The sequence below is a fragment of the Nocardiopsis sp. RV163 genome (genome assembly GCF_001029525.1).
GTDB classification, from domain to species: Bacteria; Actinomycetota; Actinomycetes; order Streptosporangiales; family Streptosporangiaceae; genus Nocardiopsis; species Nocardiopsis dassonvillei.
In genome coordinates this window covers 18,415-42,708 of record NZ_LEKI01000003.1, presented here as the reverse complement: position 1 = coordinate 42,708, position 24,294 = coordinate 18,415, and the positions used below count along the sequence as shown (strand labels likewise).

Below are 24,294 nucleotides of genomic sequence, written 5' to 3'. Positions count from 1 at the left end.
CGTCGTGTTGGTGCTGCAGGAGGACGTGCTTGCCGCTCAGGGTCCCCGGAGCTGTACGAGTGCGCCGCCCTCACCCAAGCCGCCGAGAGCGACGGGCGCGAAGCCGAATCCTGTCGGCATCTGCCCGATGGCGATCCTGGCCGTCTCGTCGTCCCGGGCGCAGAGGACCGCCTGGTGGCCTTCGGTGTGGCGAGGGTCAGGCGCCGTGAAGCCGGCGAACATCGCGTTGAACGCCTTGGCCAATGTGACCCCGGCCATCTGATGCTCGCCCCATTGGCTTCCGATCGGCGGCGCGCCGTCGGCGAAGCCACGGTAGGGCTTGGACTCGGCGGGCTGGTTGGTCATGTCAACCATGATGCGACCGGCCCGGCCCCAAGACGCCGTCCGACCACGGCGGCGTGGCCGAAGGGGACGGCGAACAACATCACGCCGACCTCCACCGCCCCCTCGAGCGCGGCCATCGATGCTTCAGGCCGACGTCGTCGGCGACGGCACGCACCGACCTGGGATCGCGGCCGTCGCTGAGCAGTACTCGGTGTCCGGCGCGCAGGGCGTGAGCGGCGATCGTTCTCAACTCCATGGGCCCTGTTCCTCTCGGTCAGTCCGGTCAGCACCTTCAAGCGCCTGGAAGTAACTATTTATGTTACATCTGTGGGCAGGGGTTCGAAGCAGCAACGGCAGGCTGGGTCGGTGTGAGAACCTCGCGCAGGACGTCCTCGAGCGTGACTTTCGACAGTTCGTCGTTCAGGGCGGACTCGATCCTGTCGTACACCCTTGTCATCGCCGGCCTGATACCGCGACCGATGACACACTCGGGATCGGGCGTCGAGCGGTGCAGGCCGAAGACGTGCCCAGGCTCGATGGCGCGATACACGTCGAGCAGCGTGATCGAGGCCAGGTCCCGAGAGAGCACCCATCCCGCACCCGCGCCTCTTCGTGAGTCAGCCAATCCTGCCCTGCGCAACTGGGCCAGCAGACGGCGAATCACCACGGAGTTCGTGTTGACGCTCGTCGCAATCTGTTCTGAGGTGGCCACCTGGTGACCACGGCGTTGGTACAGCCCGATCCAGGTCAGGGTGTGGGCTGCCACCGTCAGCCTGCTGTTCGCGCTCATCTCTTCTCCTCCGGGGCCGCCTGCGATCCGTCAGTGTAACCGTAAAGGTAACAACCAACCGTCCGGTGCTGACTCTCAGGTGATGCGGACCGTCGGAGAGCTCGGCGTCGCCCGGGCCGCGTAGTGAGAAGGTCCGATCCAAGGCATGCAGTGGTCGACGTGCGTCCACATTGCTCATCCGGCGCTCTGCGGGGCCGTGCGCTGTAAGGATTCGAGTCCGTGAGGGTCTCCGAACTTTGCCGGCTGCTCGGCGTCCAGGAGTCCGACGTCAGATGTGCCATCGCCGCTCGGAGTATCCCGACGAAGCCCGCAGGGGGTCGCCTCGCACTCTCGATCGGTCCGGTGAGGACGACCATGGCAACATGAGGCGCTCAGCCGGGCTGGTGCGCGTCCCTGAGGCGGTGCAGGGAGGACGTGATCGCGTGGAGAAGACTCAGCTCGTCCATGCTGACGGGACTCAGCGTCAGATCGGCCCCGCACCGGGGGCACGGGAGCACCCACGGGCGCAGCTGTTCTGGCGGCACCCCGGCATCGGGCGGTCCCCGCGGTGCTCGGAACGACCGAGCGAGCGCTCGCATTCCAGCACCGCGAAAACCTGCACATCGAGATGGACGGGCTTGATGCGTAACGTTGTCGCCCCGTGTGGTCACAGCTCTCGAGCCGACGGGTCCCGAGCCCCATTCCCGGAGCACACTTGAGCGCTTCGCCCCGGATCATGGCTCGCGCAGAGGAGCAACACATGCGTTTGCATCCCCCACGGCCGTGCCCAGGAGAGCCAGGACACGGGTGCGCCGCTTGCCTTCGTAGGCGTGGGAAAGGATCGAGGTGCCTCCGGTCGCGATGGAAGCAGCGCCTATGTCGGTGACGGTCCGTGCGATGCGAGGCTCCCGGCAAGCGCGCTCCAGCCCCCTCCGAACAGGACCGTGGCGAGACCGACCGCCACGGTCCGTCGCAGCCCGACCCGATCGCCGGTCCATCGCCAGAAGAGCGTCGAGATCGTCAGGGCGAGGTTGAAGCCGTTGACGACTCCTCGCAGTTTGGCCGGGTCACTGCCGAGTTCCCGCGAGACGTCGGGAAGCGCAATCGCAGTCCCGGGGAAGCCATCGGGGATCACGAAGACGCTCCACGGCACAACCGGCAGCAGCAGCCGCGACGGCGATCAGTGGTCGGCCGTGGCGTGCGGGGCCGACGTCAGAGCTCCTCCTTGGTGCTAAGGCTGCCGTGCCTACGCGAAAGCACATCGCTAAGGTACGATGCTAGCCAGACTTGAAAGGTGTGGCAGCAAATGGCGAAGGAACCGATTTCGGGCCCGACGGCCGCGCAGATGGAGCTCGGCGTGGTGCTCCGGGCGCTCTCGGACGAGCACCGTCGAGCGGTGATGATCGAACTCGCCACGGACGGGGAGGATCGCGAGCGCACCTGTAATTCTTTCGACCTTCCGATCTCGAAGCAAACCCAGACGCATCACTTCCGGGCACTTCGGGAAGCCGGGCTGATCTGCGAGATCGACTACGGCAATCGGAAGGGTATTCGGCTACGCCGCGCAGACATCGACCGACGTTTTCCTGGCCTGCTCACCCTTCTCGCGGCGGAAGCTCGTACCTCGGACTATGCGAACGGCTAAGGGTTGTCCCGAAGTCGTGTCCGACCTGTCAGAGCTGATCCGACGGGCAGCGGGGGCTGGCTGGGTGGCCGGAAAGGACGAGACGACGCTGTTTGCCGTACCTGCTCCGGAACGGGTTGTGTGGTCACGGTGGCGCCCTGGGTGGGGACTGCGTGCGAGGCGTGAGGCACGAGGCTCACGCACTGACCGCCCGGACACCGTGTCTTCGCTGCCAACACGCCACGTGATCCAGCGGACAGCTCTTGGACGGCCCGTTCACAGGTACGGAAAAAGCACCTGCGAGCACCCCGGACGCCATGCTGGGATGGATCATCACGAACCGCATGCACATCCCGTCCGTCAATGAATCCGACCTTCCGCTCGCGATGGAGCTGAATCTCGCCGAGCACGCCTGCCACCTGCACCGAACCCTCAAGGGTGCGTCCGTTACCGATACCGACGACCTGCTGATCGCCGACAGCGGTCTCGACGACGACACCTTCAACATCGTCGCGGGGGCCCGCTTCACCCCGGGCACCGCCCCGGCCCGCGCCGCGGAGACGGCCCGGACACCGGCCGCCACCGGTCGCCCCTTCTCCTGGTGGGTGGGCCCCGCCTCCAGGCCGGGCAACCTCGCCGAGCATCTTCAGTCCGCCGGTCTGGATGCGTCGGAAACGGAGGCGGGCATGTGGAAGGACCTGTGCGACCCCCTCCCCGACGCGCACGTCGACGGTCGGCCCGTCTGCTCGGCGGAGGTCTTCCTGCACGCGGGCGTCGCCGGGATCTACAACATCGCCACCCTCGCCACCGACCGCCGCCGCGGCTATGGCTGCGCCGTCACCGCGGCCACCCTGCGCACCGCCCGCGACGCGGGCTACGAGACCGCGGTGCTGCAGGCATCCACCGACGGGGAACCCGTCTACCGCCGCCTCGGGTTCACTGTCAGCGGCCACTTCATCGAGTACGCCCTCACCTCCTGACCCGTCACGGCAACTGCTCCGCCGCTCACAAACGCCTGGTAGTCCGTCGGCAACGCTTCACGCCCGGGGCATCGGCCTGAAGGGCCTCCAGCTTCGACCTCATGTCTGACCAGCGAGAACCACACATGGAGGTCGGAGAAAGAACGCCCTCTAAGCCCACAAGGGCCAGGTTGCGCAGGCGCGCGATGCCGGGCATCGCGTGGTGCACGCCGTCGCCCCTGAGACGGCAGTCGTGCAGGATCCTCCACCCCTTCATGCGGGCGAAGGCGTGCTCGACACGGGCCCTGACCTGTTTGCGGGAGCGGTCGTGCTCTTGCTTCCAGCCCGGCAGTTCGGCTTGGCCGTTCGCGCGGCGGTGGGGAATCACTGTCTCGTACCGGGACGGTCCTATAGATGCCAAGCGAGGCCGAGGTCGGTCTTGAGATCGTAGCGGCGGTGTAGGCGGCGGCATCCGGCCAGCCAGGCCATCGTGCGCTCGACCTGCCACCGGTGCCGCCCCGACCGCTGCGAGGACTCCACTCCCTTGCGGGCCGGGCGGTGAACGATCCCCCGTTGGCGCAGCCATCGGCGCAGGTGGTCATAGTCGTAGCCCTTGTCTCCGTGCAGCTTGGCCGGGCGACGACGTCGTGGTCCACGGCGGGACCGGACCGGGGGTATTCCTCGCACCAGGGGTTGCAGGGCCTGGCTGTCGTGGGTGTTGGCCCCGGAGATCGCCGCGCACAGGGGCAGACCGGCCCGGTCGGTGATCAAGTGGATCTTCGACCCCTTCTTGCCCCGATCGACAGGATTCGGACCCGTCAGGTCCCCCCTTTGAGGGCTCGCATGTTCACCGAGTCGATCGCGCACCGCGACCAGTCCAGCTCACCGCGGGAACCGAGTTCGTCCAGCACGAGTCGGTGGAGCTTGGCCCAGACCCGGGCGCGGGTCCACTCGGTGAAGCGCCGGTGTGCAGTAGGCCCGGACGGGCCGAACACCGACGGGAGTTGCGCCCAGGTGCAGCCGCTGGTGGCGACGAAGATGATCGAGGCCAGCACCTCGCGATCGCCGTGTCTGCGCCTGCCGCCGCCCTGGGGACGTGTGGGCGGTTCGGGCACCACTCGCTGGAATAGTTCCCACAGCTCATCAGGCACAGGACGTTCAACCATCGACACGCGGTCAGGCTACCGAGAATCCAAATGAGATGAGCTCACCGTAAAGGGGGGATCGGCGGTCCGTGGTTACCGCCGCGCGCGCGAGGTAGACACGGAGCAGCACCACCGGGAAGAAGGAGCGCCGTGATCGATCGCACCGGGCTGGCCGAGTTCCTCCGCACCCGCCGGGAGGCGCTGCAACCGGAGGACATCGGCCTGCCGCGCGGGCAGCGCCGAAGGACCAGCGGCCTGCGGCGAGAGGAGGTCGCCGCGCTCTGCCACATGTCGACCGACTACTACTCCCGGCTGGAACGGGAGCGCGGACCGCGGCCGTCGGGCCAGATGCTCTCCTCCATCGCCCAGGGGCTGCACCTGTCACTGGACGAGCGCGACCACCTGTTCCGCCTCGCCGGGCACAACCCGCCCCCGCGCGGCACGGTCAGCGACCACGTCAGCCCCGGACTGCAGCGGGTCCTCGACCGCCTGGACGACACGCCCGCGGAGATCGTCACCGAACTCGGCGAGACCCTGCGCCAGTCCCCGATGGGCGTCGCGCTCACCGGCGACACGACTGTCCACACCGGGCCCGAACGCAGCGCTGGGTACCGGTGGTTCACCGATCCCGACTCCCGGCGGATCTACGCGCCCGAGGAGCACCCGTTCCTCACCCGCATGTACGCCTCGGGTCTGCGCGAGCTCGTCACCCTGCGCGGCCCCGACTCGCGGGCCGCCCACCTCGCCGACCTGCTCCTGGGCCGGAGCGAGGAGTTCCGGCGGGTGTGGGAGGACCACGAGATCGGTGTGCGCCCCCACCACGTCAAGCGCTTCGTGCACCCCGAGGTCGGACCCCTGGAGCTGAACTGCCAGATGCTGGTCGACCCCGGCCAGGCCCACTCGCTGCTCGTCTACACCGCCGCCCCCGGCAGCGAGAGCCACGACAGGCTGCGCCTGCTGTCGGTCGTCGGGGCCCGGACGCCGGGCTGAGCGACCAGCCGCCACGCGCCTGCCGCCCGTCACGGGCCGGAGGCGGCGATCTCCTGTCCCCTGTCCAGGACGGCGCGCGGGTCCCCGTCCGGGGCCACGGCCGTGCCCAGCTCCCCGGCCATCGTGCCGCGCAGCTCGGCCCAGACCGGTTCGTAGGTGGGGTCCAGCCGTGCCTCGGGGATCTGCTCGACGTACTGTCCCACGTCGGGGTCGTCGCGGAACTCCTCGACGCCGGACTCGGTGGTCGGCAGCAGCCCCTCGACCTCCAGGTAGGCGGTGTAGTTCTCCGGTTCGTAGAAGTAGTCCAGGAACTCGGTGACCAGTTCCTGGTTGCCGGGGTTGTCGAAGGCCACCAGGTAGTCCTGGATGCCGTGGGCGGAGGGCTCGGCGCCGCCGTTGGTCGGGTGGGTCGTCGTGCCGTAGTCGACGCCCGCCTCGTGCACCGGGTCCAGGAACGCGCTGCCGCCCAGCGGCGCGTACACCATGGCGGCCCTGCCCTGGGCGAAGAGCGGCCACGTGCCGTCGGGGCGGTTGGTCTGCCCGGGGTTGGGCTGGGTGGCTTCGTGCTCCACCACCAGCTCCCGGAGGAACTCCAGCGTGGCGACGTTGTGGTCGCTGTTGACCGTCCACTCGCCGTCCCGCTTCCAGCCGCCGCCGTTGGAGCGCGCCCACGTGCCGAATTCGTAGTCGCCGCCGTCGAAGCCCAGCGCCAGCGCGTAGGGGACGTGGTCGCCGGGCAGCGCCTTGATGCGCTCCGCCGCCTCCAGGAACTCGTCCCAGGTCCCCGGGGGCTCGCTGATCCCGGCCTCGGCGAGGATGGTCCGGTTGTAGTACATCGCGTTCACCGTCGCGACGAACGGCAGGGCGTACTGCTCGCCCTCCAGCGAGGCGTTCTCGGCCAGGGCCGGGACGAAGTCGGTGAACTTGTCCTCGGGCAGGACGTCGCGCGCGGGGTGCAGCAGGCCCGCTTCGGCGTAGTCGGCGAAGAGGTTCGTGTTGAGGACGTCGGGGAACTGCCGGGTCTGCACCATCGTGTTGACCTGGTTCTGGAGGTCGTCCCAGCCGATCACCCGCAGTCGGACGCTCGTGCCGGGACGTTCGGCCTCGAAGGACTCGATCAGGCCGCTCCAGTAGGGCTGCGTCCCCTCGGTGTACTGCGCCACGACCAGTTCGATGGTGCGCGGGTCCCCGCCCCCGTCCCCGCCGCACCCCGCGGCGAGCAGCGCGGCCGCCGACAGCGCGGCGGCCAAGGCGGTGGCCCGCGGCCTCGGTCTCCTCATCGGCTGACCTTCCCTTCCGCTCCCCGGCGGGGACGCGTCATCGAACACTGCCCGTGGTCAGGCCGCTGACCAGGTATTTCTCGATCAGGGCGAAGAGGACCACCGTGGGGACGACGGCCATCAGCCCGGCGGCGAAGAGGTACTGGTAGTTCGTCTCGTACAGGCCGATGAACTGCTGGACCCCCACGGTCAGCGCAACCCTGCCCTGCGAGGGGTCGTTGAACAGGGTCAGCGCGACGATGAACTCGTTCCACACCTGGATGAAGGTGAAGACGGCCACCGTGGTGATCCCCGGCGCCGACAGCGGGACGACGATCCTGAGCATGGTCCGGAAGCGGCCGAGGCCGTCCAACATGGCCGCCTCCTCGGTCTCCCTCGGGACCGCCCGGAAGTGGGTGTTGAGGATCCACACCGCGAAGGCGATGTTGAAGGCGGAGTTGACGGCGATGACGAACCAGTAGGAGTTCACCGAGCCGAGGAAGAGCGCCTCCCGGTACAGCCCGATGATGAGCGCCACCGCCGGGAACATCTGGGTGATGAGGATCAGGCCGAGGAAGGCGCCCCTGCCGCGGAAGCCGGAGCGGGCGACGGCGTAGGCGGCGGGCGCGGCCGCGGCGAGCACGACCAGGGTCGAGGCCCCGGCGACGGTGAGGCTGACCCGGAAGTACTCCGCCAGCGGGATCCGGCTCCACACCTCGACGTAGTTCGACCACGCCCAGTCCCGGGGCAGGTAGGTCGCGGGAACGGCGAACAGCTCCGCGTCGGTCTTGAGCGAACCGAGGAACATCGCGGCGTAGGGGGCGAGGAAGAACAGGGCGACCAGCGCCCCGGCCAGGGGGAGTACGGCCCCCCTGACGCGGCGCCACACCCGGCCGCCCGCGACGGCCGCCGGGCCCAGGAGCGGAGCGCACGCGCCCGCCGCGCGCCCGCGCAGGGACGACCACGAGCGCGCGGCCCGGCCGGTGAGCGAGCGGACGCCGCCGGGCACCGCCGAGGCGAGGGCGCGGCCCGCCCCGCGGCGGCGGCCCGGCCGCAGCAGCCAGGCCAGGAACGCGATCAGCCCGACGAGGAAGGCCACGTTGAGCACCGCGAGCGCGGCGGCCTCGCCCGGGTCCAACTGCTCCTTGAAGGCGATCTTGTACATCCACGTGACCGTGGTGTCGGCGTGGTTCCCGGCGATCGAGCCGGTGATCACCCAGATGAGCGTGAACGCGTTGAACACGTGCAGCATGTTCAGCACGAACGCGACCAGCAGCGAGGGGCGCAGCAGCGGCAGGGTGACGTGCAGCCACCGCCTCCAGGCCCCGGCTCCGTCGATCCTGGCCGCCTCGTGCACCTCTGCGGGGATCGTCTGGAGGCCGGCCAGGAGGACGTAGGTCGTGAAGGGGACCGACGTGACGACGCCGACGACCATGATCGAGGCGAAGGCCGTGGCGGGGTCCTTGTACCACTCGTGCGGGGCGTCGAGGAGCGACAGGTCCATCAGCAGGCGGTTGAGCAGGCCGTTGCCGCCCTCCAGCAGGAACCGCCAGACCGTCGCGGTCATCACCAGAGAGGCCGCCCAGGGCACGACGACGGAGAGCCGTACGAGTCGGCGCCCGAGGAACTCCTTGGTGAGGAACTGGGCCAGGGCCAGCGACACCAGGATCGTCGCCGCGAGGACGACCACCAGCCACACCAGCGTGTTGGCGACCACCCCGGGCAGTGCGGGCTCCGCCAGCAGCCGCCGGTAGTTGTCCAGCCCCGTGAACCCCTGGATCCGCCCGATCCGGTCCACGGCCAGGAAGGACAGCCAGATCATGTAGAGCGCCGGGAAGACGATGACAAGGCCGATGAGGGCGGTGGCGGGCAGCAGCCAGCGCGTCGCCGAGGTGCGCCGCCACAGGTCGCGGGCGGGCCGGACCGGGGAGTACCCAGTCCGGCCGCCCGGGTGGTCCGGCGGAGGGGCCGGGGCGCGTTCGTGCTCCGCACCGACCCGGCCGGTGGGCCGCGCGGTGTCAGCCATGTCCGTTTCGGGCGTACGCGAGAACCATGGTGAGCGCTCCCTCCGGTAGTCGGTGAGTGACTATCGTCACGTTCTGGTTGATTGGTGTCAAGCTTTATATCCTTCTTCTGTTCACTAGTAATCATCATGTGCTCATGTAATGATCGTTGGGAGCGACCGACCCGAGCCCGGACCCGACCGGGCGCTGTGCCCGTCCGCCGGAGCAGGCGAGCAGCCGCCGCGACGGCCTCGGCCTCGGGGGCGGCGGGAAGGGGGACCGAGCATGCCCGACGACGCCGACCGACCCGCGATCATCACGGTGCCGACGCGGACGCAACCGCGACCGGGCGCCCTCCGGCTGGACCGCGGAATCTCCCTTCGCGCCGAACCGGGGGCCGCACTGGCGGGCGCGCTGTTACGCGAGCTCCCGGCCCCGCTGACCGGACCGGGGAGCGGACCGGAGCCCGAGGGCGGACCGGGCGGTGATCCGGTCCCCGCCACCGTGCGCGTGGACCCCCTGCGGGCCCGCGGACACGGCTGCGCGCCCACCGTGGACACCGACCGCGCCGAGACCGTCGGCGCGGACCCGGTCGGGGCCTTCCACGGCGCGCAGACCCTGCGCCAGCTCCTGCCCGCGCGGCTGTGGAGGACGGGTGGGTCCGCCCGGGGCGCGGGCGTCCCCCGCACACGGGTCGGGGACCGCCCCCGGCCGCGCTGGCGCGGCCTCATGCTGGACGTGGCCCGGCACTTCCCGCCAAAGGACTTCGTCCTGCGCCTGAGCGACCTGCTCGAACCCGACCTCCTGCACCCGCACCTGACCGACGACAAGGGCTGGCGGATCGGGGCGCCCGGCTGCCCCCGGCTGGTGGAGGTCGGCGCGTGGCGGCCGCGACCGCGCCGATTTCCTCGCCCGGCTGGGCGTGCACTCGGAGCGCCTGGAGGCCCTCGGGGCCGGCTACCGGCCGCTGGACGGGAGGAACGACCCGTGAGCCCTCCGGAACCGGGCCGCGGTTCAGGCCTGGACGACCTCGACCCCGGCCCTGGTGAAGCCGTCCACGACATCGGGGTCCGCGTCCTTGTCGGTGACCAGGACGTCGATCCCGGCGACCGGCAGGATCCGTGCGAAGGCCCGCTGGCCGATCTTGTGGCTGTCCGCGGCCACGATGACCCGCTCGGCGCGCCGGGCGAGCAGCGTGTTGGCGGCGGCCTCGTCCTCGTCGAAGGCCATGGCGCCGACGTCGGCGCCCACGGCGTCGGCCCCGATCACGGCCACGTTCAGGGAGAGCGCCTCCAGGACCCGTTCGGCGAGCGGACCCACCAGCTCGTAGGAGCGGGGGCGCACGACCCCGCCCACGACGACCACCTTGATGTGGGGGCGCACCAGCAGTTCGGTGGCGATGTTGAGCGCGCTGGTCACCACGGTCAGGCCGCGCCCGGGACCGTCGCCGCGGAAGCTCTCGTGCAGGGCCAGGGCGCGCGCGACCTGGGTGGTCGTGGTGCCGCCGTTGAGGCCGACGACCGAGCCCGGGGGGACCAGGTCCGTGATCGCCTGGGCGATGCGCTCCTTCTCCTCGGCGTGCCGGGCGGCCTTGTAGCTCAGCGGCAGGTCGTAGGAGACGGAGGAGGCGAGGGCCCCGCCGCGCGTGCGGGTCAGGAGCTGCTGCCGCTCCAGGTGGTCCAGGTCGCGCCGGACGGTGGCCGGGGAGACGCCCAGCTCCTCCACCGCCTCGTCGACGGAGAGGGACCCGCGCTCGGAGAGCAGTTCGAGCACAGCCGTCAAACGCTGGTGGCGGTCCATGACGTCCCCCAAGGACAAACTGTTGATCCAATCTGACTGACAACCGACTATATCGATCAAAAGCAATCAGAGTTACGAAGCTTGGTGCGCGCCGTCGCGCACCGCACGCGGAGAACGGCTCGTCCGAGCACTTCTACCCGACCCGGGAGCGGGGCGCACGGCGGGACACGCCGCGAACGGGGCCGCGACGGGGGCGGGGGCGGTGCCCCCCGCGTCCGGACGAGGGCGCCGGTCCGCTTCCGCGGCGGGTGCGAAGGGCCCCGCCGTCAGCAAGGGAGATCACAGATGAGCACCCATGTCACCGCGGAGATCGCCAGCCAGCCGCAGTGCTGGCGGCGCGTCGCGGACGCGCTGGCGTCCGCGGAGCCCGCGCTGCCGCGTCCGGGGGAGCGCACGGCCGTCGTCGGCTGCGGCACGTCCTGGTTCGTCGCGATGTCCTACGCCGCCCTGCGCGAGCGGGCCGGACAGGGCCTGACCGACGCGTTCCCGGGTTCGGAGGCGCCGCCCGGACGCTCCTACGACCGCGTCGTGGCCATCAGCCGATCCGGCACGACGACCGAGGTCACCGACCTGCTCCGGGCGGCCCGGGACGTGCCCACCACCGTGATCACCGCCGTGCCCGGCTCACCGGCCACCGAACTCGCCGACCTGAGCGTGGTGCTGGACTTCGCCGACGAGAGGTCGGTGGTGCAGACCCGCTACGCCACGACGGCGCTCGCCCTGCTGCGCGTCCACCTGGGCCACGACGCCGAGGGCCTCGCCCGCGACGGCGAGCGGGCCCTGGAGGTCCCGCTGGACCCCTTGGCCCGCGCCGAGCAGATCACCTTCCTCGGCCGGGGGTGGACGGTGGGCCTGGCGCACGAGGCGGCCCTGAAGTCGCGCGAGGCGGCGCGGATGTGGACGGAGTCCTACCCGGCGATGGAGTACCGCCACGGCCCCCTCACCATCGCCGAGCCGGGACGGCTCGTGTGGTCCTTCGGCGAGCCGCCCGCGGGCCTTGCCGCCGAGGTCGAGGCCACCGGCGCCGCCTTCCGCTCCAGCGGCCTGGACCCGCTGGCCGACCTCGTCGTGGCCCAGCGCCTGGCCGTCGCCCTCGCCCGACGTCGGCGGCTCGACGCGGACCGGCCCCGCAACCTCACCCGTTCGGTCGTACTCCCGGACGGGCGGACGTGAGCGCCGTCGTCGCCGTCGACGTCGGCGGAACCCTGACCAAGGCGGCCCTCGTGGACGCCGACCACGGGGTGCTCCTCACCCGCAGGACGCCCACCCCCACGGGGCCCCGCGTCGCCGATGCCGTGGTCGACACCGTCGCCGCCCTCATCGGGGCGCTGCGCTCCGCGTCCCGGGACGTCCCGGTCGCTGCCGTCGGGGTGGTCGTCCCCGGCATCGTCGACGTCGGGCGCGGGGTGGCGGTGTGGTCGGAGAACCTCCTCTGGCGCGACGTGCCGGTACGCGACCTGCTCGCCGAGCGCTGCGGGCTGCCCGTCGCCCTCGGGCACGACGTGGCCGCCGGAGGCCTGGCCGAACAGCGGCTCGGCGCCGCGCGCGGCCACGAGGACGCCGTCTTCGTCCCCATCGGCACCGGCCTGTCGGCGGCCCTGCTCCTGGGCGGGCGGGCGCACACCGCGGGCGGCTTCGCGGGCGAGATGGGACACGTGGACGTGGGCCACGGGGGGCCGTGCGCCTGCGGCGCCACCGGGTGCCTGGAGGCGATCGCCTCGGCGGCGGCCATCGCCCGCCGCTACTCCGAGCGCACGGGCCGACCCACCCGGGAGGCCCGCGACGTGGCCGACCTCCTCGTGCGGGGCGACTCCGCCGCCGGGCGGGTGTGGGACGAGGCCGTGGACGCCCTGGCACTCGGCTTCTCCTGGATCAGCGCCGTGCTCGCCCCGCAGGTCATCGTGGTCGGCGGCGGCCTGGCCCGGTCCGGTGAACTGCTGCTCGCCCCGCTGCGCGAACGGCTCGAAGCCCGCCTGACCTTCCACCGGCGCCCGGACGTGGTCCCCGCCGCGCTGGGCGACGGGGCCGGGTTCCTGGGCGCGGCGCTGCTGGCCCGGGAACTGCTGGAGCACACGTGAACAGGATCCGTCACCGTGACCGCGCCCGGACCGCGCCCCGGGTCGCCCCCGGCAGCGGACACCGCGGTCCCCAGTCCCCGGGGAGGAGCACGTGATCGTCACCGTCACCGCCAACCCCGCCGTCGACGTGACCTACGAGGTCGACGCCCTCGTCCCGGGCCGCTCCCTGCGGGTCTCGCGCGTGTGGGAGCGCCCGGGCGGCAAGGGCCTCAACGTGTCCCGGGTGCTGCGCGGGCTCGGCGAGCCCGCGCTCGCGGTCGCCCCCCTCGGCGGATCGACCGGCCGGTGGATCGCCCGATCCCTGGCCGAGGGCGGGCACCGGCTGCGGGCGGTGCCCGTCGAAGGCACGACCCGGCGCACACTGACCGTCGTGGGCACCGAAACCACGGTCCTCAACGAGCCGGGTCCGCGGTTGAGCACCGGGGAGCTGGCCGCGCTGACGGGGGCGGTGCGCGACGCGCTGGACGGTGCCCGCGCGCTCGTGCTCTCCGGCAGCCTGCCCCCGGGAGCGCCGGACGACCTGTACGCGGAGCTGGTGCGCGTCGCCGCGCGGGCGCGCGTGCCCGCCGTCGTCGACGCCGCGGGTCCGGCGCTGCTGGCAGCGGCGGCGGCCGGTGCCTCGGTGGTCAAACCGAACGCGGCCGAGCTGCGCGCCACCACCGGCGGGTGCGGCGCCGACGCCGCCCGTCGGCTGCTGCGGGCCGGTGCCCGCAGCGTGGTCGTCTCCCTCGGGAGCCGGGGCCTGCTGGCCTTCCACGGTGACCGGGGGTGGCGGGTGGACGCGGTCCCGGGCGTGACCGGCAACCCGACCGGAGCCGGGGACGCCGCGGCCGCCGCGATCGCCCTGGGCGCGGCAGCCGCCGACCCGTGGCCCCGGACCCTGGCCCGCGCCGCCGCTCTCGGCGCCGCCGCCGTGCTCGCCCCCACCGCGGGGGAGGCCGACCCGCGGGCCTACCGGGCGTTCCTGCCCACCGTGCACGTCGAGGAGTACGCATGACACTCGTTGGGATCACCACGCTGCTGGAGCGGGCCGTCGCCCGGCGCGGAGGAGTCGGCGCCTTCAACGTCGTCCTGCTGGAGCACGTCGAGGCGCTGATCGCCGGAGCCGAGCGGGCCGCGGCCCCCGTCGTCCTCCAGATCAGCCAGAACTGCGTGCGCTACCACGGGGCGCTGGAACCCCTCGCCCTGGCCGCGCTCGCCGCAGCCCGCGAGGCGGCCGTGCCGACCGCCGTCCACCTGGACCACGCCACCGAGGTCCCGCTCGTGCACGAGGCGGTCGGGCTGGGCGTCACCAGCGTCATGTTCGACGCCTCCGCGCTGGACTACGAGGACAACGTCGCGGCCACCCGCGCGGTGGTCGGCTACTGCCACGCCCGAGGCGTCGCGGTGGAGGCCGAACTCGGCGAGGTCGGCGGCAAGGACGGCGTCCACGCTCCGGGCGCGCGCACCCGGCCCGAGGAGGCGGCGGAGTTCGTCCGCGCGACCGGGGTGGACTCGCTGGCCGTCGCGGTCGGCACCTCGCACGCCATGCGCACCCGCGACGCCCGGGTGGACCACGACCTCATCGGCCGCCTGAGCAGGGCGGTCCCGGTGCCGCTGGTGCTGCACGGGTCGTCGGGTGTCGCCGACGCCGACCTGGTCAGGGCGGTCGAAAGCGGTATGACGAAGGTCAACATCGCCACCCGTCTCAACGCCGCCTTCTCAGGGGCGCTGCGCCAGCGGCTGGAGGAAGGGCCCGGCCTGACCGATCCCCGGGCGTACCTGGCACCCGGCCGGGAGGCGCTGGCGGCCGAGGCGCACGCCCTGCTCCGACTCCTGCGCGCGGGATGAGGATCTGTCCGCCGCGCCGCCGCGCGATTTTACTTTCTTGTTGAGAGGTTGCGGACCTGAACACTCTCGCGGGCGTTTTCCAGTGCCGTTGAGCCTGGATCCCCTGCTGTTCCCCGCTTTCCCGCACCCGGTGGAACACCCGGAGCCCCGGCGTTCCCCCGGTTCCCCGGTTCCGGGCGCTCCCGTCCTGCCCGTCTGCGCCCGCCTTGACCCCGGGAAGGTTTTGTCGCGGTCTTTCTCGGTAGTGGGTAAAGCCAAGGGCACGGCAAGGGAAATCGGATAATGGCCGACGGCCAGGAGATCCATGAGTCAGGACAGCAAGGACGACGGTTCCGCTCCGCGCGGGGAACGGCGCAAGACGATGATGCAGCGTCTGCGCGAGGCCCAGGAGCAGTTCGAGGAAGTGACCGGGCTGGAGGTCGAGGGCGTCTCCGGGTTCCAACGATCCGGAGACGGCTGGGACCTGACCCTCGAAGTGCTCGAACTGCGCCGGGTTCCGGACACGGTGAGCCTGCTGGCCACGTATTCCGTGGAACTCGACGCCGACGGGGAGATCGAGGGGTACAAGCGCGCCAAGCGCTACACCCGCGGCCGCTCCGACGGCTGAGCCCGGCCGACCCCGGGCGGACGGGTCGCCTGCCCCCCACAACCTCACCGACGAAAGGTGCATGATTCCGATGACGGTGATGCAGCAGCAGTCATCCGGAGGCGGCCGCAGTTCCGGCAACCTCTACGACGTCCTCGACCTCATCCTCGACAAGGGACTGGTGATCGACGTGTTCGCCAGGGTGTCCCTCGTGGGCATCGAACTCCTCACCGTCGACGTGCGCATCGTGGTCGCCAGTGTCGACACCTACCTGCGTTTCGCCGAGGCGTGCAACCGCCTCGACCTGAGCAATAGCGGCGGGGCCGGACTCCCCGACCTGCTCGACAGCGGTATGGAGAAGGGGGCGCGCAGCAAGTCCAAGGGCGCGCTCTCAGGGGCGGCCGAGGCCATCTCCGAGTCCTTCTCCAAGGGGCAGTCCGACGAGCAGGAGAAGCAGCCCGCGCGCACCCGCCGCCGCTCCTCCGCCAAGAAGGAGGGCGGGGAGTGAGCACCTACGTCTACGGGATCGTCCGCGACGACGAGTCCCTCGACGCCATGAAGCTGTCCGGTGTGGGCGAGGACGCGGCGCCGGTGCGCTTCGTGCGCGCCTACGGCGTGGCCGCCGCGGTCAGCGACGCCCCCGAGGGCCTGCGCGCCAAGCGGCGCGACCTGACCGCGCACCAGAACGTGCTCCAGGACCTGGCCCTGGGCCACGGCGTCCTGCCCCTGCGCTTCGGTGCGGTGAGCGAGGACGACGACGCGGTCGCCGCCGAGCTGGCCCGCTTCGCCGACCACTACTCCGTCCTGCTGGACCAGCTCCAGGACCGGGTGGAGTTCAACGTCAAGGCCAGCCACAACGAGGAGGCGGCCCTGCGCGCCGTGCTGCGCGCCGACGAGGGGCTGCGGGCCCGCAACGACGAGCTCAAGGCGGCCGGGGGCGGCACCCCCTCCGAGCGGATGGCCTTCGGTGAGCAGGTCTCCCAAGCGGTGGAGGAGCTCAGGCGCCGCGACGCCGAGACCGTCCTGGAGCCCCTGGAGGGCCTGGCCGAGCGAGTGTCCGCCTGGCCGGCCGTGGACGGCGGCCTGGCCAACGCCTCCTTCCTCGTGCACCGGGACCGCACCGAGGGGTTCCTGCGCGAGGCGGCCCGGATCCAACAGGAACTGGCCTCCTACATGGAGGTCCGCGTCAACGGACCCCTGCCGCCCTACAGCTTCGTGGAGACCCCCCAACAGTGACCCCGACGGCAGGGGACACCGAACAGGAGTCAGGGGCATGGGCCTCCTCAGCATGATCCTCACCGCTCCCGCCGCGCCGGTCCGGTTCGTCGACTGGACGGCGCGCCAGGTCCTGGACGCGGCGGAGCGGGAGATGTACGACCCCTCACGCATCCGACAGCAGTTGGCGGAACTGTCCGAGCGCTTCGACGCGGGAGAGCTGTCCGGGAGCGAGTTCGACCAGGCGGAGGACGAGCTGCTGGACCAGCTTGAGGAAGCGGAACGGTACCAACAAGGTCTTCGATAGACGATATTGGGGTGAGATCCCGTGGGGGACACCGCGAAAATCGTGGCCGCCGCAGTGGGCGGCTACGTCCTGGGCCGGAGGAAGAAGTTCAAACTGGCCCTGGGGCTGGGCCTCTACCTGGGAGCCAAGAAGCTCGACATCAAACCCGGACAGCTCGCCCAGGGGCTGCTCAAGGAGGTCTCGGCGCTCCCTGTGGTGGGTGAGCTCAAGGGCCAGTCCCGCGAGCAGCTGCTCAACGTCGGCAGGACCGCGGCGGGCAACATCGCCGGCAAGTGGGCGGGCGGCCTGGCCGACTCCCTCAACAGCCGCACCGAACGCCTGCGCGACGGAGCGGCCGGGGACGCCTCCGACTCCGAGGAGGACGGCGTCGCGCGGGCCGAGGCCGACGAGGACGCGGACGAGCCCCGGGACGACGGCGACGCCGAGGCCCGGCATGAGACGGAGCCGAGCGAGGCCCCCGCCCGCGGACGCAGGACCGGGGCCAAGACCGCGAAGGCGTCCCGCAGCGCCGCCTCGGGCGGTGCCACCCGGGCCAAGGGAACCGCCGCGAGGACCAAGGGCACCGCCAAGCGCGCCTCGGGCTCCGCCAAGCCCGCCCGGCGCAAGCGCGCCTCGGGCACCGGCGGACAGGGGGGCGACGATGGCCGCGACGACTGAGCCCCAGGGGCCGCTGACCCGGCTGAGGTCGGCCGCCGACAGGAACGAGGGCACCTCCAAACTCGCCGACGCCCTCCAGGACTACCTCAGCGCCAAGGCCACCAGTGTGGTCAACGGCGCGGCCCGCAGGCTCGGGGCCGCGGTGGAGCGCCTCACCGGCGAGGGCGCCTCCGCCGACCCCGTCGCGGCCGGGGTCGGCGGCAAGCTCGCCCGGGGCGGGAACCCGGTCAACGCCGTGGTCGCCGGCGGGGCCAAGGGCCTGAAGGACAAGGCCGCGAAGGGACTCAAGGACAGGTTCGGCCGGGGCTCGGGCACGGGTTCCCCTGGAGGCGGCGGCAAACCCGCCAAGATGGTCAACATCGTCGAGGACGTCGACGTGGGCGTCCCGGTCCGCGTCGCCTACAACCAGTGGACCCGCTTCCCCGACTTCGGCTCCTTCGCCAAGGGCGTGCAGAGCGCGGAGCGCACCGGGGACACCTCCTCCCACTGGAGGGGCAAGGTCTTCTGGTCCAGTCGCAGCTGGAGCGCCGAGGTCACCGAACAGGTCCAGGACCAGCGGATCGCCTGGTCGACCGAGGCCGCCAAGGGCACCATGAAGGGCGTCGTGACCTTCCACCCCATGGGGGAGGACCTCACCCGCGTCCTGCTGGTGGTGGAGTACTACCCCAAGGGTCTCTTCGAGCGCACGGGCAACATCTGGCGGGCCCAGGGCAGGCGTATGCGCCTGGACCTCAAGCACTACCGGCGCCAGGTGATGATGCTGCCCCGGGACGAGGCGGCCGAACTCCGCGGCTGGCGCGGAGAGGTCCGCGAGGGCGAGGTCGTCCTCTCCCACGAGGACGCCGTCGCCCTGGAGGAGGCGGACCTCACCGAGGAGCAGTGGGACGAGCTGGAGGAGCTGGACCCCGAGGAGCGGGAGGACCTCGCCGACCTCGACGACGGGAGCGGGGACCACTTCGACGACGAGCCCGAGGACGGGTTCGAGGAGGGGACCGAGGACGAGGACGACGAGGAGCCTGAGGAAGAGCCCGAGGACTACGAGGAGCTTGAGGAAGAGCCCGAGGACTACGAGGGCGAAGAGGAAGAAGAGGAGGAGTTCCCCGATGACGAGGCTGAGGGCCAGGACGCTGATGAGGCGGACGAGCAGGACCTGGAAGACGAGGAGGACGAGTACCCCGATGAGGGGGATCCGCCCCCAGCCGAGCGCTCCTGAGCCGGGGGCCGCCTCCGCACCGCAGGCCGCCACCGCGACGGCGGTGCGCGCGTGAACCGTGGCCGTGACGGCTCCGCGGGACCGGGAGGGAACTGGTACGCATGAGTGAACCCACGCCCTGGCGGGGCGAGCCGAGGCCGATCCGCTCCTCGGGCGGCTCCTCCTCCGCCAACCTCGCCGACGTGCTCGAACGCGTTCTCGACAAGGGCGTCGTGATCGCGGGCGACATCAAGATCAACCTGCTGGACATCGAACTCCTCACGGTCAAGCTCCGGCTCCTCGTCGCCTCGGTGGACAAGGCCAAGGAGATGGGCATCGACTGGTGGGAGCACGACCCCGCCCTTTCCTCCCGTGCCTCCCGGCGCGAGGACGACGAGTTGGCCGAGGAGAACAGGCGCCTGCGCGAGCGCATCGAGGCCCTGGAGGAGCACCGCACCGCGCAGGTCACCGCGGCCGAGGAGAACCCCCCCGCCGAGGAGGGGGCCGAGAGCCCGCACGGTGAGGGCTCCGGCGCCCGGCGCACGTCCGAGCGGACCCGGGAGGAGGACGGCCATGGAACGGCCTGAACAGGCGAGCTACGTCTACGCGGTGTGCCGCCCCTTCGGCAGGGCGACCACCGACGGCCTGAGGGGCGTGGGCGGCCACCCCGTGCACCTGGTCGTCGAGGCAGACCTGGCCGCCGCGGTCAGCACCGTCCCGCTGGACGAGTTCGACGAGCAGGCGCTCCACGCCAAGTTGGAGGACCTGCGCTGGCTGGAGCAGGTGGCCCGCGCCCACCACGGCGTCGTGGACGCCGTGGCGCTGCGGTCCGTGGCCCTGCCGCTGCGGCTGGCCACCGTCTACCGAGGGGAGGAACGGGTCCGCCAGGTCCTGCGCGAGAACGCGGAAGCCTTCGCGTCGGCCCTGGACGAACTCGTGGACCGGGTCGAGGTCGGCGTGAAGGTCTACGCCGAGGCGGGCGTGCGCACCGCCGCGCCGCCCGAGCCGCAGGCCCCCGCCGACGAGAGCCCCGGCAAGGCCTACCTGCGCAGGCGCAGGGAGCAGCGCGACCGCCGCGACGACACCTGGCAGCGGGCCTCCGCGCTGTGCGAGCGGGCCGACGAGGTCCTGACCGCGATGGCCCGGGCGCGCGCCCAGCACCAGGCGCAGAACGCCGCGCTGTCCGAGGCCCCCGGCGAGAACGTCATGAACAACGCCTACCTCGTGGACGGGGACCGGGTGGCGGAGTTCCTCGCGGCGGTGGACGAGCTGAACACCCGTGCGCCCGAGGGCACCAGGATCGAGGCGTCCGGGCCGTGGGCCCCCTACTCCTTCTCCTCCCCCCGAGTCGTGGAGGCGGGCGCATGAGTGCGGTGGACGGAACCGGCGGCTTCCCCGGCCGGGCCCACTCCCTGACCACGATGCTGGACGAGGACCACCCCCTGGCCAACCGGGAGATCTCCCTGGTCGACCTGCTCGACCGGGTCCTGGCCAAGGGGGTGGTGGTCTCGGGGGACCTGACCGTCTCCATCGCCGATGTGGACCTGGTCCGGGTCTCCCTGCACGCCCTGGTGTCGTCGATCAACGAGAACGTGCCCTCGCCCTGGGAGCACGGTCACCCCCTGAGCGGATGGATCCGGCAGGAGTGAGGACCGGCCCCGGAGGGAGGGGGAAGGAGGCGGTATGGCAGACGTGAACGGGGACCCGATCCGCGCGGCGCGGGGCCCCGATGGGCCCGCGTCCGTGCGCGTGGCCGACGCCGACACGGTTCCGGGAGGCGGGAACGACGTTCTGGGACGCCTCCAGGACGCCTTGGACGGGACGGCGGCCCCGGACCGGTCCGGCCAGGGGGCTCCGGAGTCCGAGACGCAGGGACTGCGCCACCGGATCGAGACCGAGCCCGACACGGTCGAGCGCGACCTGATCAAGCTGGTGCTCACCGTGGTGGAGCTGGTGCGCCAGCTCATGGAGCGCCAAGCCCTGCGGCGCGTGGACCAGGGCGACCTCACCGAGGACCAGGAGGAGCGCATCGGCATGACGCTGATGCTCTTGGAGGAGCGCATGACTGAGCTGCGCGAGCGCTACGGGCTCTCCGCCGCCGACCTGAACCTGGATCTGGGCCCGCTGGGGTCCCTGCTGCCCCGGAACGGGGAGTAGGCGGACGTGCGCCCGGTGCCCGTCTCAGGGGGAGGCTCCTGACAGAGGACGGGCACCGGCGCAGAGGTCGTCCGGGCCACGCGCGGCCTCGGCCGCCGGGCGGGAGCGGAGCGGCCCGGGGCTACTTTCCACCGACCCCCATCATGCCGCGCACCAGGGAGCGGCGCGCGAAGAGGTAGACGAGGAAGAGCGGCAGGGTCGCCAGCACGACCGCGGCCAGCATGCCGGGCACGTCCACGCGGTACTCGCCCTGGAACTCGAACAGGCCCATGGTGATCAGCCGGTTGTCCGACGACTGGGTGAGGATCAGCGGGAACAGGAACCCGTTCCAGGCCTGGAGCGCGGCGTACACGCCGATGGTGCTCAGCCCCGACCGCGACATCGGCACCACCAGCTGGAGGAAGGTGCGCACCGGGCCCGCACCGTCCAGGGCCATGGCCTCGTACAGTTCCTCGGAGATGTCGCGCATCGACCCCACCAGGATCAGCACGCACACCGGCAGTGCGAACGCCGCCGTGGGCAGCACGATCGCGGTCAGGGTGTCGTACAGCCCCAGTTCGATGATGATCAGGTACACCGGGATGATCACCGCCTGGGACGGGATCGCCAGCCCCAGCAGGAACATCCGGAACACCCCCGTGGTCCACCGGGTGCGCGAGCGCACCACTGCGAACCCGGTCATGGAGGCGAGCACCAGCACGATCGCCACCACCGCGACGGTGACGATCGCGGTGTTGAGCACGAAGCCCAGCACCCCGTTCTCGACCGCCTTGACGTAGTTGTCCAGGGTCGGGTCCGTGGGCGGGGTGAGCGGCCCGGCGGAGGTGTAGTTCTCTGAGCGCTGCACCGTGGCCACGAACAGCGCGTACAGCGGCACCCCCACGACGGCCAGCCACACCAGGGCGCCCAGCCCGGCCAGGAGGTTGGGTCGCCGGCGGCCCGGCCGTCGGCGCGGGAGGGCGGGGCGGCCGCCGCTGGGGAGCCGCCGTGCGGCGGGCCTCTCGGCCGTACTGGCGGTCAAATTCCCTCCCGGGTGCTGCGCATGTCGCCGAAACCGGTGAAGCGGACCAGGAGCAGCGCGATCAGCGTCGCCGTCACCACCAGGGTGAACGCGACGGCGCTTGCGTAGCCCAGCTCCCAGCTCTGGAAACCGGCCTGGTACATCAGGTACGGGACGATCGTGGTGTTGGTTCCGGGCCCGCCCCCGGTCATGATGAGTACGGTGTCGAAGTAGGTCAGCGCCCCGACCACCATCAGCACCGACGACGTGGTGATGGTGTGCCTGAGCTGGGGCAGCGTGATGTACAGGAACGCCCGCAGCCTTCCCGCCCCGTCGATCTCGGCCGCCTGGTACAGGGTGGCCGGGATCTGCCGTGCGCCGCCCTGGTAGAGCAGCATGTGCAGCGGGATGAACTGCCAGGCGCTCACGAACACGATGACCAGGAACGCGCTGTCGGAACCGCCCAGCACGTCCACCGACGACAGCCCCAGGCGGGGCCCCAGCCAGGCCAGCGGGCCGAAGTTGGGGTCGAGCAGGGCCCGCCAGACGAGGGCGATCGCCGCCGAGGACAACAGCAGCGGCAGGAAGAAGACGGCGGAGAGCACCGCGCGGTTGCGCTGTCGACCGGCGGCCCAGACACCCAGGAGCAGGCTGATGGGGGTCTGGACGATCCAGGAGAGCGCGGTCAGCAGCACGCTCAGCCACACGGCGTTGTGCATCAGCGGGTCGCCCGCCAGGCGCGACCAGTTCTCCAGGCCGATGAAGCGGGGCGAGCCCAGCCCGCCCCAGGAGGTCAGGGACAGGTAGGCCACCAGCACCATCGGCAGGGCGGCGAAGAGCCCGAAGTACAGCAGGCCGGGTACCGCCCACAGCGGGCCGGGCCGCCCCGTGCGGGGGGCGGCGCCCCGCGCGGCGGCTCCGCCGCGCGGGAGGCCGGGCCGGGGTCCGGGGGAGGCGGAACCGCCCGCCCCGGCGCCCCCGGCCGCCGGGGCGCCGGTCATGGTGGCACCGGTCGCCTGGCTGTCGGTGCGGCCGGTCACAGGGCTGCCAGCGCGTCGACGAACTGCTCGGGCGTGCTCTCACCGTTGAACAGCGACTCGATCTCTGTGACCATCGGCGTGGCCACCTCCGGGGGCAGCGCCTGGTCCCACGAGAGCTGGAAGTGCGGCGCGTCGCGCACCATCTCGTACTGGTAGGTGGCGAAGTCCGGGCTGGGGCTGTCGGCGACGGCCTCCTCGGCGTTGGTGGTGGTGGGCACCTCGCCGTTCTCCACCATGTCGGCGACGTACTCCTCCTGGGACATGTACGTCAGGAAATCCATCGCCTGGTCCGTGTACTCGGTCTCTGCGGAGACCGAGAAGTAGTTGGTCGGGTTGCCGACCACGTTGGCGGGGTCGCCCTCGCCGCCCTCGATCGGCGGGAAGGCCACGTACCCCAGGTCGTTCGTCGCGAACTCCTCGTTCTGGTCCAGGATGGTGGAGTACTCCCACGAACCCATCAGGTGCATGGCGGCCCGGCCCTCGGACAGCAGTGCGGAGGCCGCCCCCTCGGTGTAGCTGACCGAGGCGTAGGAGTTGCCGAACGCGCCCTGGTCCACCAGTTCCCGGACCATGCGGGCGGCCTCCAGCACGGCGGGATCGCGCCAGCCCTCGGAGTCGCCCTCCACGATGCGCGCGAACACCTCCGGCCCGCCGATGCGGTCCACGAGGTACTGGAGCCACATCTGCTCGGTCCAGGGGTCGGCCCCGGCCAGGGCGAAGGGGGTGACGCCCTCCTCGGTGAAGGTGTCGACCAGGTCCAGGATGTCCTGCCAGGTCTCGGGGGGCTCCGCTCCGGCCTCCTCGAACACCGTCTCGTTGTAGAAGAGGATGACCGGCTGGGTGCCGCGCAGGGGGATGCCGTACTGCACGCCGTCGACCTTGCCCGCCTCCAGGATGGAGGGGATGAAGGAGTCGGCGAACTCGGGGTTCTCGGCGAGCATGTCGTCCAGGGGTATGAGCATGTCCTGCTCGACGTAGGGCTCGATGCTGCCGCCGCCCCAGTTGAAGAACACGTCGGGCTTCTCGCTGGAGCCCATCGCCGTGCGCAGGCGCTCCTCGTAGCTGTCCCCGGGAACCTCGTCGATGACCGCCTCGGTCTCGGAGGCCCCGTTGAACCTCTCGACGGCGCCCTCCTGCACCACCACCAGGGTGTCCTGGTACATCCACACGTGCATGCGGTCGTCTCCGCCGCCGCCACCGGAACAGGCGGTGACGGCGAGCAGGCAGAGCGCCGTCGCTCCGGCGGCGGAGCCCAGGCGGGGGGTTCTCATGGCCACTCCTCTTTCGAAACTATCGGTAAGTATTTCGAAATATTTGCGCCCGAATGTACGCGGCGTCACCCCGAGCGTCAATAGGAGG

General features: G+C 71.5%; 27 protein-coding genes and 2 pseudogenes. 18 read left to right on the top strand and 11 right to left on the bottom strand.

Annotation, left to right across the window (positions count from 1 at the left end; all coding sequences use genetic code 11):
- Nucleotides 1-36 precede the first annotated feature (36 nt).
- The 3 genes from ABD54_RS01135 to ABD54_RS27685 form a co-directional block, all read right to left on the bottom strand.
- Nucleotides 37-345 carry a hypothetical protein gene (locus tag ABD54_RS01135; RefSeq protein WP_152691964.1) on the bottom strand — a complete coding sequence of 103 codons (309 nt, stop codon included), beginning with the start codon at nt 343-345 and terminating at the stop codon, nt 37-39.
- Between the two features lie 298 nt (nt 346-643).
- Complete coding sequence (locus ABD54_RS01130; protein ID WP_047867551.1) at nt 644-1,114, bottom strand: Rrf2 family transcriptional regulator; 471 nt, start codon at nt 1,112-1,114, stop codon at nt 644-646.
- Nucleotides 1,115-1,967: 853 nt separating this feature from the next.
- Nucleotides 1,968-2,228 (bottom strand): hypothetical protein, encoded by a 261-nt coding sequence (locus ABD54_RS27685; RefSeq protein ID WP_152691963.1) that lies wholly within the window; start codon nt 2,226-2,228, stop codon nt 1,968-1,970.
- Nucleotides 2,229-2,399: 171 nt separating this feature from the next.
- On the opposite strand from ABD54_RS27685, the gene ABD54_RS01125 reads away from it, so the two are divergent.
- Complete coding sequence (locus ABD54_RS01125; protein WP_047867550.1) at nt 2,400-2,738, top strand: helix-turn-helix transcriptional regulator; 339 nt, start codon at nt 2,400-2,402, stop codon at nt 2,736-2,738.
- A 296-nt stretch (nt 2,739-3,034) separates the two neighbouring features.
- A complete protein-coding gene (locus ABD54_RS01120) occupies nt 3,035-3,697 on the top strand; it encodes a GNAT family N-acetyltransferase (RefSeq protein ID WP_235431920.1) in 663 nt (220 codons plus the stop codon).
- 154 nt (nt 3,698-3,851) lie between these two features.
- On the opposite strand, the pseudogene ABD54_RS26855 reads toward ABD54_RS01120, so the two are convergent.
- Together ABD54_RS26855 and ABD54_RS27680 are read right to left on the bottom strand one after the other, a co-directional pair.
- Nucleotides 3,852-4,064, bottom strand: a pseudogene (locus ABD54_RS26855) (transposase); the annotation flags it as partial.
- Between the two features lie 20 nt (nt 4,065-4,084).
- Nucleotides 4,085-4,842, bottom strand: a protein-coding gene (locus tag ABD54_RS27680; protein WP_152691962.1) for an IS5 family transposase whose coding sequence is annotated in 2 segments (ribosomal slippage) — nt 4,085-4,504 and nt 4,507-4,842 — 756 coding nt in all. Because the reading frame shifts where the segments join, the coding sequence is not laid out codon by codon here.
- Between the two features lie 129 nt (nt 4,843-4,971).
- Here ABD54_RS27680 and ABD54_RS01105 point away from each other — a divergent pair.
- On the top strand, nt 4,972-5,811 hold the full coding sequence (locus tag ABD54_RS01105) for a helix-turn-helix transcriptional regulator (protein WP_047867547.1): 840 nt from the start codon (nt 4,972-4,974) through the stop codon (nt 5,809-5,811).
- 29 nt (nt 5,812-5,840) lie between these two features.
- Here the strand turns inward: ABD54_RS01105 and ABD54_RS01100 are convergent, their stop codons facing one another.
- Together ABD54_RS01100 and ABD54_RS01095 are read right to left on the bottom strand one after the other, a co-directional pair.
- Complete coding sequence (locus ABD54_RS01100) at nt 5,841-7,091, bottom strand: extracellular solute-binding protein (RefSeq protein ID WP_047867546.1); 1,251 nt, start codon at nt 7,089-7,091, stop codon at nt 5,841-5,843.
- Between the two features lie 37 nt (nt 7,092-7,128).
- Nucleotides 7,129-9,096 carry an ABC transporter permease subunit gene (locus ABD54_RS01095; RefSeq protein ID WP_047867545.1) on the bottom strand — a complete coding sequence of 656 codons (1,968 nt, stop codon included), beginning with the start codon at nt 9,094-9,096 and terminating at the stop codon, nt 7,129-7,131.
- A 139-nt stretch (nt 9,097-9,235) separates the two neighbouring features.
- Between ABD54_RS01095 and ABD54_RS26845 the strand changes: the two are divergent.
- Nucleotides 9,236-9,958: pseudogene (locus ABD54_RS26845) on the top strand (family 20 glycosylhydrolase); the annotation flags it as partial.
- 129 nt (nt 9,959-10,087) lie between these two features.
- Here ABD54_RS26845 and ABD54_RS01085 read toward each other — a convergent pair.
- Nucleotides 10,088-10,873: a DeoR/GlpR family DNA-binding transcription regulator gene (locus ABD54_RS01085; protein ID WP_047867543.1), complete on the bottom strand. Its 786-nt coding sequence runs from the start codon at nt 10,871-10,873 to the stop codon at nt 10,088-10,090.
- Nucleotides 10,874-11,158: 285 nt separating this feature from the next.
- Between ABD54_RS01085 and ABD54_RS01080 the strand changes: the two genes are divergently transcribed.
- From ABD54_RS01080 to ABD54_RS01015, 14 genes are all read left to right on the top strand, one after another.
- Nucleotides 11,159-12,046 carry an SIS domain-containing protein gene (locus ABD54_RS01080; protein ID WP_047867542.1) on the top strand — a complete coding sequence of 296 codons (888 nt, stop codon included), beginning with the start codon at nt 11,159-11,161 and terminating at the stop codon, nt 12,044-12,046.
- On the top strand, nt 12,043-12,951 hold the full coding sequence (locus ABD54_RS01075) for an ROK family protein (protein ID WP_047867541.1): 909 nt from the start codon (nt 12,043-12,045) through the stop codon (nt 12,949-12,951). Before ABD54_RS01080 ends, ABD54_RS01075 begins: the two co-directional genes overlap by 4 nt.
- A 91-nt stretch (nt 12,952-13,042) precedes the next feature.
- Complete coding sequence (locus ABD54_RS01070) at nt 13,043-13,948, top strand: 1-phosphofructokinase family hexose kinase (RefSeq protein WP_047867540.1); 906 nt, start codon at nt 13,043-13,045, stop codon at nt 13,946-13,948.
- Nucleotides 13,945-14,781, top strand: a complete 837-nt coding sequence (locus tag ABD54_RS01065) for a class II fructose-bisphosphate aldolase (protein WP_047867539.1) — start codon at nt 13,945-13,947, stop codon at nt 14,779-14,781. The genes ABD54_RS01070 and ABD54_RS01065 overlap by 4 nt, the downstream gene beginning before the upstream one ends.
- A 304-nt stretch (nt 14,782-15,085) precedes the next feature.
- The gene (locus tag ABD54_RS01060; protein ID WP_047867538.1) at nt 15,086-15,388 is read left to right on the top strand and encodes a gas vesicle protein; all 303 of its coding nucleotides are present in this window, start codon (nt 15,086-15,088) and stop codon (nt 15,386-15,388) included.
- A 79-nt stretch (nt 15,389-15,467) separates the two neighbouring features.
- Complete coding sequence (locus tag ABD54_RS01055; RefSeq protein ID WP_394324525.1) at nt 15,468-15,875, top strand: gas vesicle structural protein GvpA; 408 nt, start codon at nt 15,468-15,470, stop codon at nt 15,873-15,875.
- Nucleotides 15,872-16,603, top strand: coding sequence for a GvpL/GvpF family gas vesicle protein (locus ABD54_RS01050; protein ID WP_047867536.1), 732 nt, complete (start codon nt 15,872-15,874; stop codon nt 16,601-16,603). Before ABD54_RS01055 ends, ABD54_RS01050 begins: the two co-directional genes overlap by 4 nt.
- 37 nt (nt 16,604-16,640) lie before the next feature.
- Nucleotides 16,641-16,889 (top strand): gas vesicle protein GvpG, encoded by a 249-nt coding sequence (locus ABD54_RS01045; RefSeq protein WP_047867535.1) that lies wholly within the window; start codon nt 16,641-16,643, stop codon nt 16,887-16,889.
- A gap of 42 nt (nt 16,890-16,931) precedes the next feature.
- A complete protein-coding gene (locus tag ABD54_RS01040; RefSeq protein ID WP_235431919.1) occupies nt 16,932-17,546 on the top strand; it encodes a hypothetical protein in 615 nt (204 codons plus the stop codon).
- On the top strand, nt 17,530-18,759 hold the full coding sequence (locus ABD54_RS01035) for an SRPBCC family protein (RefSeq protein ID WP_047867533.1): 1,230 nt from the start codon (nt 17,530-17,532) through the stop codon (nt 18,757-18,759). Before ABD54_RS01040 ends, ABD54_RS01035 begins: the two co-directional genes overlap by 17 nt.
- A 101-nt stretch (nt 18,760-18,860) precedes the next feature.
- Entirely contained in the window at nt 18,861-19,325 is a 465-nt protein-coding gene (locus tag ABD54_RS01030; RefSeq protein WP_047867532.1) for a gas vesicle protein, read from the top strand.
- On the top strand, nt 19,312-20,106 hold the full coding sequence (locus tag ABD54_RS01025) for a GvpL/GvpF family gas vesicle protein (protein ID WP_047867531.1): 795 nt from the start codon (nt 19,312-19,314) through the stop codon (nt 20,104-20,106). Before ABD54_RS01030 ends, ABD54_RS01025 begins: the two co-directional genes overlap by 14 nt.
- Complete coding sequence (locus ABD54_RS01020) at nt 20,103-20,387, top strand: gas vesicle protein (protein ID WP_047867530.1); 285 nt, start codon at nt 20,103-20,105, stop codon at nt 20,385-20,387. The genes ABD54_RS01025 and ABD54_RS01020 overlap by 4 nt, the downstream gene beginning before the upstream one ends.
- 34 nt (nt 20,388-20,421) lie before the next feature.
- Nucleotides 20,422-20,895, top strand: coding sequence for a gas vesicle protein K (locus tag ABD54_RS01015; RefSeq protein WP_047867529.1), 474 nt, complete (start codon nt 20,422-20,424; stop codon nt 20,893-20,895).
- Between the two features lie 121 nt (nt 20,896-21,016).
- Here ABD54_RS01015 and ABD54_RS01010 read toward each other — a convergent pair whose 3' ends face one another.
- From ABD54_RS01010 to ABD54_RS01000, 3 genes are read right to left on the bottom strand one after another with little or no spacing between them, the layout of a single operon-like run.
- Complete coding sequence (locus tag ABD54_RS01010; RefSeq protein WP_047867528.1) at nt 21,017-21,916, bottom strand: carbohydrate ABC transporter permease; 900 nt, start codon at nt 21,914-21,916, stop codon at nt 21,017-21,019.
- On the bottom strand, nt 21,913-22,935 hold the full coding sequence (locus tag ABD54_RS01005) for a carbohydrate ABC transporter permease (protein WP_047867527.1): 1,023 nt from the start codon (nt 22,933-22,935) through the stop codon (nt 21,913-21,915). The genes ABD54_RS01010 and ABD54_RS01005 overlap by 4 nt, the downstream gene beginning before the upstream one ends.
- Nucleotides 22,932-24,206, bottom strand: coding sequence for an ABC transporter substrate-binding protein (locus ABD54_RS01000; RefSeq protein WP_047867526.1), 1,275 nt, complete (start codon nt 24,204-24,206; stop codon nt 22,932-22,934). The genes ABD54_RS01005 and ABD54_RS01000 overlap by 4 nt, the downstream gene beginning before the upstream one ends.
- Nucleotides 24,207-24,294: the final 88 nt, after the last annotated feature.